Annotated in this window: 9 protein-coding genes; 4 read left to right on the forward strand and 5 right to left on the reverse strand. The window is 41.1% G+C overall.

Annotated elements, in window-relative coordinates:
- The coding region (gene cysC / locus DYY66_RS00810) for an adenylyl-sulfate kinase (protein WP_166285373.1) at positions 1 to 1,691 on the forward strand (1,691 nt) is incomplete at its 5' end.
- 96 nt (positions 1,692 to 1,787) lie between these two features.
- Here the strand turns inward: cysC and DYY66_RS00815 are convergent.
- From DYY66_RS00815 to DYY66_RS00825, 3 genes are all read right to left on the reverse strand, one after another.
- Positions 1,788 to 2,231 (reverse strand): hypothetical protein, encoded by a 444-nt coding sequence (locus DYY66_RS00815; protein WP_166285375.1) that lies wholly within the window; start codon positions 2,229 to 2,231, stop codon positions 1,788 to 1,790.
- Positions 2,231 to 3,661, reverse strand: coding sequence for a Cdc6/Cdc18 family protein (locus DYY66_RS00820; RefSeq protein ID WP_166285377.1), 1,431 nt, complete (start codon positions 3,659 to 3,661; stop codon positions 2,231 to 2,233). The genes DYY66_RS00815 and DYY66_RS00820 overlap by 1 nt, the downstream gene beginning before the upstream one ends.
- A gap of 207 nt (positions 3,662 to 3,868) precedes the next feature.
- Entirely contained in the window at positions 3,869 to 4,165 is a 297-nt protein-coding gene (locus tag DYY66_RS00825; RefSeq protein ID WP_166285378.1) for a hypothetical protein, read from the reverse strand.
- A gap of 459 nt (positions 4,166 to 4,624) precedes the next feature.
- Between DYY66_RS00825 and DYY66_RS15545 the strand changes: the two genes are divergently transcribed.
- On the forward strand, positions 4,625 to 4,994 hold a 370-nt coding region (locus tag DYY66_RS15545), incomplete at its 3' end, for an MEDS domain-containing protein (RefSeq protein ID WP_394352522.1).
- A 1,383-nt stretch (positions 4,995 to 6,377) separates the two neighbouring features.
- Here the strand turns inward: DYY66_RS15545 and DYY66_RS00850 are convergent.
- Entirely contained in the window at positions 6,378 to 6,737 is a 360-nt protein-coding gene (locus DYY66_RS00850) for a helix-turn-helix domain-containing protein (RefSeq protein WP_166285388.1), read from the reverse strand.
- A 283-nt stretch (positions 6,738 to 7,020) separates the two neighbouring features.
- On the opposite strand from DYY66_RS00850, the gene DYY66_RS00855 reads away from it, so the two are divergent.
- Complete coding sequence (locus tag DYY66_RS00855; RefSeq protein WP_166285390.1) at positions 7,021 to 7,695, forward strand: adenylate/guanylate cyclase domain-containing protein; 675 nt, start codon at positions 7,021 to 7,023, stop codon at positions 7,693 to 7,695.
- 536 nt (positions 7,696 to 8,231) lie between these two features.
- Positions 8,232 to 8,439, forward strand: a 208-nt coding sequence (locus DYY66_RS15550) for an Lrp/AsnC ligand binding domain-containing protein (protein ID WP_394352523.1), incomplete at its 3' end; no start/stop codon positions are given.
- 62 nt (positions 8,440 to 8,501) lie between these two features.
- Here DYY66_RS15550 and DYY66_RS00870 read toward each other — a convergent pair.
- Positions 8,502 to 10,286 (reverse strand): S8 family serine peptidase (locus tag DYY66_RS00870; RefSeq protein ID WP_218583550.1); only part of this gene is annotated, 1,785 nt, incomplete at its 5' end.

Below are 10,286 nucleotides of genomic sequence, written 5' to 3' on the forward strand. Positions count from 1 at the left end.
GCGCTGGAAAAACAACAATAGCTAATCTTCTACAAAAAGAGCTAGAATCAAAAAAAGTACCAGTAGCACTATTGGACGGAGACACATTTAGAAAAGATAGATGTCTTGACCTTGGTTATTCTGTAAAAGATAGACGAGAAAATCTACGTAGGGCAGTTTCTGAAGCAAAATCACTATCAAATGATGGCAAAACCGTAATAGTTGCTTTTACCTCGCCTTTTGACGATGTTAGAGAAAAACTACGAAAAGAGATGCCAACTTTTCTTGTACATGTCAAGGCATCATTGGATACATGCATAAAACGTGATCCTAAAGGTCTCTATAAGAAAGCACAATCAGGCGAGATTACAGATTTTGTACCATTTGACATACCGTATGAAGAACCCGCTAATCCAGACTTGATACTTGACACGGAAAAACATGATCTACAACAATGTGTAGACTCTATCATTTCTGCAATGCATATGCATGAAAAGACAGGTAATGGAACATTACCTCATGAAGACAAGGCATACCAAATTGCAGCACGAAACAAGTCTATCATTACAACATCGATGATAACCATGACTGCACTATTTCTAGTTCTTGGCATCCATCATGCTTATAGAGGACTTTACACCGTACCCATCATATTTTCATTCTCTGAAAAATTCTTTATTGGAACTGTACTAGCTATAGGATCATCAATATTCATCTACAATTTCAGTAAGATGAAAAGAAAATCTCACGAAGACAAGGCATACCAAATTGCAGCACGAAACAAGTCTATTATCACAACATCGATGATAACCATGACTGCACTATTTCTAGTTCTGAGCATCCATTACTTTTACGCTGACATCAAAATATCACCATCTGACATATTTTCATTCTCTGAAAAATTCTTTATTGGAACTGTACTAGCTATAGGATCATCAATATTCATCTACAATTTCAGTAAGATGAAAAGAAAATCTCACGAAGACAAGGCATACCAAATTGCAGCACGAAACAAGTCTATCATTACAACATCGATGATAACCATGACTGCACTATTTCTAGTTCTTGGCATCCATCATGCTTATAGAGGACTTTACACCGTACCCATCATATTTTCATTCTCTGAAAAATTCTTTATTGGAACTGTACTAGCTATAGGATCATCAATATTCATCTACAATTTCAGTAAGATGAAAAGAAAATCTCACGAAGACAAGGCATACCAAATTGCAGCACGAAACAAGTCTATTATCACAACATCGATGATAACCATGACTGCACTATTTCTAGTTCTGAGCATCCATTACTTTTACGCTGACATCAAAATATCACCATCTGACATATTTTCATTCTCTGAAAAATTCTTTATTGGAACTGTACTAGCTATAGGATCATCAATATTCATCTACAATTTCAGTAAGATGAAAAGAAAATCTCACGAAGACAAGGCATACCAAATTGCAGCACGAAACAAGTCTATTATCACAACATCGATGATAACCATGACTGCACTATTTCTAGTTCTGAGCATCCATTACTTTTACGCCGATGTCTATACCGTATCGCCATCTGGAGTATTCTCATTTTCTGAAAAATTCTTTATTGGAACTGTACTAGCTATAGGGTCATCAATATTCATCTATAATTTCAGTAAGATGAAAAGAAAATCACAATCAAGTGATGATATACTTGGATGTATGCATCAAACATGACCACAAAGGGATCGTGCCAAAAGGCAACGAATAGAAAATCCTAAAATAAAATCACAAGTCAAACTGGTACCATATCAATAACCATCTTTGACCATTTTACGGTGTCTTGTCACTTGAGAGACTGTCTGGCATGTAATGCGATGGTAAACCAAGTTTTGCTAACATGGATGCTATTGTATCCCTCCTCCATTTGCGAGCAGCTTGTCTGCTAATATCTTTCCTTAAAAAAGCTGCATAAAACTCGTCATTATGTTCATCTTCAAGTATTCTCATGTATCTGGTACCAGGATTAATCTTGTAGCTACGGCGTGGCAAGACTGCACTAACATCCGTTGTAAAAATTGATGCAATGTCTCGTTCCAAAACGCGCTTGCTTGTACTGTATCCCAAGGACTCGAGTTTTTTCAAAATCAACTCCTTTCTTATTGGAACCTCGCCATGGTTTAGCATCTCTTGAATTATCTTTGCCACAAGTGCTCTTCGTTGTTTAATGTCGCTCTGGGAGTTTTTGTCTCCCCTGCTGCGGACTTTTCCACTCATCAAAATTCACCTGACTCAGAGTCATTTTCTCCATCATCGTCGTTCCACACATAGCTATCCCAGTGCTTCTCCTTTTCATCAACTGCTTCGTTTCGCTCAATTCTGTTCTTTTGCTTCTCCGAAAGATCACCAGTCTTTCTCATGTACTTCATCATGCGTTTATGCATCTTTTCTGCTTCCAATAATCCGAACCACCAGTTGGCGTTGAGTTTTCTGCCAACCACGTGCAGTGGCATTTCAAGCTTGTATTGCTTGCCATAGCCATGTCTGCCGCGAGAGCTAATCTGTGACAAGACCAAACCAGTGTCTTCCATTTCCCTGAGAATCTCGGAGACTCTTCTGTATGACAACGGTTGTGCACCATCAAACCAGACTTTTTTGTACTGCTGTACAATGACTGAGGTGTAATGCCACTCCTCCTTGCTCAAAAAAGTAATCCTTGCAATCACTGCAAGCACCCGCTTGAAGTTGTAAGACGAGTCCGTCAAGACATTCTCAATTCTGTCTTTCTGAAGCTCACGCGATGCCTGGTCCACATATGCAATACTTAACGGCTTGTGTGCTGCACTTGCAGTCTCTGCAGCAACACGCAGAAGATCGATTGCCCTTCTGGCGTCCCCGTGATCCTGCGATGCAAGCTTGGCACAACGCTCCAGTATTACATCATCAATTTTGCAGATGAATGCTTGCTGAGCCCTCTCCTCAAGAATTGTCTTTACGTTTCCATAGTGATATGGCGCAAAAAATATTTCAGACGTTCCGATTCTTGACTTGACCCTGTCATCCAAATCATATCCAGATAGCACATTGTTTGAGATTCCAATTGCACAAAAATAAAATCCCTTTTGGGCCAAGTCTTTTTCGAGCTCTAATAACTGATAAATAAAATCCGAAGGTCTGCCACGCGGGTCGCCAAATATGACATCAAACTCATCTAGCACAAGAACAAACAGCTTCTTCTTGTTTTTTTCCAGCCTAATGCTGATCGCATCTTGCATCTTTTCAAATGGTATCTTGTTGCCTCCTGAACCTTTCATGGGCTCAAGCCCAAGGCTTGCTAAAACAAGGTTTGTTGCTCCAAAAACTGTACGTGTCCTTCGAAGATTTACGAACTCGTGTTCTGACTCACTAAATTCTTTACAGACATGTTTGACTATGGTAGTTTTGCCAGAGCCGCTCCTGCCGTATACAGAAATAAATGGAACGACATGCCCGTAGCGATACCCCAACAAAAACCTGACAATTTTTTCCGTTTGCTCTTCTCTTCCGATTATCTTCATGGGAAAAGAAAGTGCATCAAGAGCTCTTTTGTTAGCAAAGATGAGGTTTTCGCGCTCTACCTTGGACACGATGTCTGCGATACTTGTTGAGGGGGCCCCTTCAGGGCTGGCGTTGAACATCTGATTATGTTCTACTAGACGCGCACGCATGAAATACTTCGTCCTCAACTAAAATTTACAATTCAGCTCCAAAAAATCTCCAATTCTTTCAATAAAACAACAAAATTATTTAATTATTTAAATCAACCATATTGCAACAGGGCTTGACAATTGCTCGATTTTTTTGTGACATTTTATTCCGTTATTCCGAAATGATGGAAAAAACCTACATGTGAAAAAACAGACAAGATAAAAAATCTAGTTGAATTTCGGATATGTCCCATGTTCCTTGTAGTATCTTACAAGCTCCTCCCCGTATCTTGTCTCAGCTCTTGCCTTGTCCCATGTGTATTCCACACTAAAGCAATGTGCGCCAGTCACAGGATGTTCTCCGTTCTCCAAATGCTGTAAAAGAGATGTCATTATTTTCCCATGACCTATATACAAAATATTATCCCTAGAGTCAAGCAGCTCATATACCCCATACTCGTCACGCTCTAGTACGACAACGCTTTTTACAAATGTCCATGTCTTGATTCCTAGTGGCAAATTCAAGTCTTCATCAGTTCTGATATGTCATAAATGCTAATTAGCTAGGATTGCAACCAATTAGCTGTGTTGCAAACTCGATATAATATGCAACAATGGATTAGGATAAGCCATGAGCATCTATGAAACATTGTCAGTACCATTCAAGTATGTGGATTCAATTGAGCACAAGCAGCACATACTATTGCTTTATGAAGATCCAGCATATGCAAGACTGATTGAATTTAGATTCATAAAAAACGGACTGGCAGATGGTGNTCCCTAGAGTCAAGCAGCTCATAGACCCCATACTCATCGCGCTCTAGTACAACAACGCTTTTTACAAATGTCCATGTCTTGATTCCTAGTGGCAAATTCAGATTTCCATCAGTTCTGATATGTCATAAATCCTAATTAGCTAGAATTGCAACCAATTAGCTGTGTTGCAAACTCGATATAATATGCAACAATGGATTAGGATAAGTCATGAGCATTTATGAAACATTGTCAGTGCCATTCAAGTATGTGGATTCAATCGAACACAAGCAGCACATTTTATTGCTTTATGAAGATCCCGCATATGCAAGGCTTATTGAATTTAGATTCATAAAAAACGGACTGGCAGATGGTGAGACATGTGTCTATGTCACACATGAGGACTCGGGCTCTATCGTACTAAAATTCCTAAACTATGGTATCCAGATGCAATATTTCCAAAATGGCAAGCTCCGTGTCATACAAATCCATGAGACCTGCAATACAGGTGAGGCAATGTTTGAACAATCAAAAAAAGAAGTACAAAATATACTTGAAGGCCTGATACCCCCATACCGTATAGTAGGAAGGATCGTTCCCANACCCACGAGGACTCGGGATCTATAGTACTAAAGTTCCTAAACTATGGCATCCCAATGCAGTATTTCCAGAGCGGCAAGCTCCGTGTCATACAGATCCACGAGACCTGCAGCACAGGAGAGGCAATGTTTGAGAAATCAAAAAAAGAAGTGCAAGAGATACTTGAAGGGCTGATACCTCCATACAGAATAGTCGGAAGGATCGTTCCCAACATCAGCACACTTGATGGCATGTCAGTCCAGATGGACCTTGAAAAAAAGACACATGCCTGCTTTGAGGACTTTCGCGGCTCTGTCATGTGCACATATGATGTATCCACAATTGAAAAGACAAAGAGAAAGGCATGGATGGAGAGTCTTCGCCAGACACACCACACCATAATACATGCCACAAAGTTTGGCCAGGGCGGAGTGCTCTGCCCAAGATAATTTTTTTATTCCTTTAGTTTTGCTTCACGAAATGGTCCTGCGGCATCCCAACTGGACAAAAAGTAGTCAAGGCACCATTCATGAAACATGACATCTTNCTATGACATATCCGCAATCGAGAAGACAAGGAGAAAGACATGGATGGAGAATCTTCGCCAGACACACCACACCATAATACATGCTACAAAGTTTGGCCAGGGCGGAGTGCTCTGTCCAAGATAATTTTTTATTCTTTTAATTTGGCTTCACGAAACGGCCCTGCGACATCCCAACTGGATACAAAATAGTCAAGGCACCATTCATGAAATATGACATCTTTTGAAAACAGCGCATGGCTCATGTCAACCTCTCCGCCTGATGGGAACATCACTCCTGCCTCCTTCTCGTTTAGTATTACTATCACCTTTGTATCAGGCTGCATCCTGCGTTCTATCTTTCCCTGTTCTATGAACTCCTTGAATCCCAATTTATCAAAGGCAATCTTTCTCTCCTTTGGTATGACTGCAGATTCAGAAAATATTGACTGGACCTTTACTCCAGNCCCGCCTGACGGGAACATCACTCCAGCTTCTTTCTCGTTTAGTATTACGATTACCTTTGTATCAGGTTGCATCCTACGTTCTATCTTTCCCTGTGCGATAAACTCTTTGAATCCTAATTTATCAAATGCAAGCTTTCTCTCCTTTGGTATTACAGCGGATTCAGAAAATATTGACTGGACCTTTACTCCAGAGCTTACCTTTCTTGCAAGCAACTCCATGAGGTCAGGTGTATATGAAACCTCAAACAAGATATTGTAAATGTGTTTTTCTGCATCCCCATAAAGCTCCTTCCATTTTTCCTGTACCTTGACAAATCCCTTTACGGTATCACACTTTTCAAGTGAGCCCATCCTCTGGATGAATTTTTGCGGAAGNAGAGCTCCTTCCATTTTTCCTGGACCTTGACAAACCCCTTTACGGTTTCACACTGTTCCAGTGAGCCCATCCTCTGGATGAATTTTGCGGAAGCGTGTCCATGTCATGGCCCTTGAAGTATTTCTTGTTTGCAGACAGGAATCCAATCAGGGATACCTGGGACGCAAGTATCTTTCCAGTGGTGGTGATGCCATAGCTTCCGTCTGGATTCTTTTCGATAAAATCTGACTTGACAAGCCTCTCAAAGTTTCTGTACACTTCTGGTACCGTTGCGCCAAGCTCCTTTGCTATGGTAGACACCTTGACAGGACCTTCCTGAAGTTTTAGTAAAATTGCCAAGCGCTGCTCGCTTGCAAGCTCAAGAAATGTATTTGCAGTATCTTCGTGGTCTGGTACCATCGTGGTGGATTCGGATTGTAATAATCTAAAGGTTCTCATGGTTCCATCAGGACTCTGGCCAGTTTGTCTCGCAACGAAAACAAAACCCCCTAAATCCCCTGTATTGGGGAATAAAGATTATCTGAGCTTGTCTTGAACCGCAACACTGACACTGTGTCGCAAGCGCTTTCTTCATGCTCTGTATATGCTGGATACGATATTTTAGAAGAACTTGACATGCAAGCTAACTCGTTACAAAACTAGCTAACCATACAATATCTTCTGATACGCGATCATACTCTTGATGAGTACTCTAAATGTACCATTAAATGGAATTCAGAGGTTTCGAATTAAAAATATCGTAGAAAAAATCCGAGCAGCAATGCATGGCGAGATCTCGTTTTGCGGGACACATGGAAGCTACTGCATGGGAATTGTAGACATGGTAAACTCTACCAAGATTACTGCCAACATGGAGAGCTCCAAGATGAGCGAATATTACAGAATCTATCTTAATGCCATGGCAGAGATTGCAAAAGAGTTTGGGGCAGTTGTAGTAAAAAACATTGGAGACAGTCTGCTATATTATTTTCCTGATACATGCGATGCCGAAGACAAGACATCTATACAAAATTCACTAGAGTGCAGCCTTGCCATGGTCGAATCCTATGAAGAGATAAACATACTGATGACAGAGTGCGGACTGCCACGTGTCAGCTACAGGGTAAGCTCTGACTATGGGAGGCTGACAATCGCAAAATCATTATTTTCTATGCGCGAGGACATTTTTGGTCCAACAGTCAACACATGTGCCAAGATAAACGGAATTGCCATGCCAAACAGTACTGTGCTTGGCGGGGACTTGTACCAAGTAGCAAGACATCTCAAGGGTTACGAGTTTCATTCCTTGGTCGGGTTCTCTGTCGGTGTGAGGCTTGACTATCCAGTGTACTCTTTTTGCAGAAAGGATGCAGCTTAGCTTGGATGAAAAGTACTTAGCTGGAACGGCAAGGCGTAGCAATATGTTTCCGGGTGCAATGATATCCATGCAAAGATCAACTGATGGTCCAAGGTATATGGNGGAATCCTATGAGGAGATAAACATACTGATGACAGAGTGTGGATTACCTCCTGTTAGTTACAGGGTAAGCTCTGACTATGGAAGGCTGACCATTGCAAAATCATTATTTTCTACACGCGAGGATATCTTTGGTCCAACGGTTAACACATGTGCAAAGATAAACGGAATTGCCATGCCAAACAGTGCGGTACTTGGAGGGGACTTGTATCAAGTAGCAAGACATCTCAAGGGTTACGAGTTTCATTCGTTGGTTGGATTCTCTGTCGGCGTGAGGCTTGACTATCCGGTGTACTCTTTTTACAGAAAAGTTGTGACTTAGCTTGGATGAAAAATACTTAGCTGGTACCTCAAGGCGTAGCAATATGGTATCAGGTGGAATAATATCCATGCAAAGATCAACTGATGGTCCAAGATACATGCAGAGTGCATTTGTCATGATAACATGCGAGGATTGCACCCAATCGCTTGTTGATTCTCTCAGAGAAATATCTGAGATAAAGGAGGTCCAGCCAACATGCGGCAACTATGATGTTATCGTAAAAATAGAGACAGACTCGGCAGACTCGTTACGCGATGTCATATACTCCAAGATAAGAAAGTTAGAAAAGATTCGCTCTACTACCACACTTGTGTCTTCGCCGANTTAGATCTTTGAAAGTGGGATGCTATTACTTTTGTACACAAATAGTCATGGCATTAAAACTCTAGATCTTGGAGACTGTTCTGGCTCTAGTCAGAAATAAAGTAAAGATCACAGCAGTGACAAAAACCATTGCAGAAATAGGACCAAATTCTGGAACGACTTCAAATGTCATATATCTGTGGTCGCTTGCAGCAGTACTCTCTGAGTTTGCTATTAGTTGATAAGTTCCAGTTGGAAAATCCGCAGGTATCTCAAAGTCAAGCGATACTGATCCTGTACTGTCTGTTTGAGATGACCCAATAGGATGGATATCTCCAGTTGGGTCGACTATGTTTATCCCTATATTTTGTCCTGGACCTAGACCAGAATTCACAGTTATTGTAGCTGAATCATTATGGTTATACTGAGATTTGTCCATTGAAACTGTCATAGTCTTTTCGTCTGGACCTTCTGAAGTTATTACAGTATATTCCTGTGTACCATCCGAAATTGATGTACCATTGACGGTAAGGGTCCAAGTGCCTCTACTTGCATCTCCTGTTATCATCTCTACATTGTTTGTGTCGTCATTACCTCTTACCGCATTTCTTTCCGGTTCGTGTGGGTTCAATACAAATGGCTTGTATGTTTTTCCAGAAGGATCGGTCAACCTCATATCCAAGTCATTGACCAAATTTTTGCTAGTCAACCTTGTTCCAGCTGGATCATCCCAAACTAGTGTTGCTTTTACAATGTGGTTTCCATCAGAAATGATCTGATACGAATTGCTTTGGTCCTCAATAACAGAATCTATCTTTATCAGATGCTCGTACTTGTCTGCCCTTACAAGATCAATTGCTGACTTGGCATCAAGTGCTCCCCACCCGAACTTATAATCTGGTCCTGGCGCACCAAGATCAGTTGCAGTGTGAATCAAGATCGCCTTTACAGTATGTGGTGGTAATGGTCTTTCGTCTTGTTCATGAATCAAGTGCCATTCTTGTATCAAGAGTGCTGCAGCACCTGCAGCTATGGGTGCGGCCATGCTTGTTCCACACATGGATACATACCCTTTGTCAAGACCCGTAGAGATTATCCCTGCATTATTGCTTGTACATCCGGGTGCAACAATGTCTGGCTTGAGTCGCCCATCTTTTGTTGGACCAAAACTGGTAAAGCCAGTGATGGATTTGTTATCAGCGTTTATCGCACCAACTGCAATACTGTCTTTTGCACTGGCTGGAGGACTGATTGTAGATGCTTGACCACAATGTGAATTGCTTCCCTGTCGTTCATTGCCTACAGATTCAAAGAACAAAAGTCTCTGTCCACCAATAGTTCCATTTACTATTTTGTCTATGAGTACAGGCGTGTGAACATAATCTCCAAGCATTTTACAATCATAACCATTTGAAATTATATTTGTGTTCAATGACATTGTGGCCAGATCTGTTCCATTCAAAATTGCTCTAGTAAAGTCATCTTCCATGTTGGAACCGTCGTTGAAAAGAGGAGGGCTGTTAGAATTGCTAGCAAATCCAAAAGAACGTATCATTATATCTGGAGCCATTCCCTGCCATTGTCCAGATGTGCCACCATTCTCTCTTCCATTTGCATCCTCACCGTCGCTGTTAATGCCACTTCCTCCAAGAGTTCCTGTTACATGTGTTGCATGCTCCTGCACTGGAGAATTGTCTTGTTCTATTATTCGCTCTCCAAAATCTGGATGATTACTGTCGGCTTTTCCTATATCATAAACCAGAGCAGTAACACCATCTCCACTCAGGTTATACTCTCTGTGTAATGGTTCTATGTTTGATGCTACCCTTGCCATGTCGTTTGATTCTTGTAGAGGCGGATCAACAAA

Source organism: Candidatus Nitrosotalea sp. FS (assembly GCF_011319475.1).
GTDB lineage: Archaea > Thermoproteota > Nitrososphaeria > Nitrososphaerales > Nitrosopumilaceae > Nitrosotalea.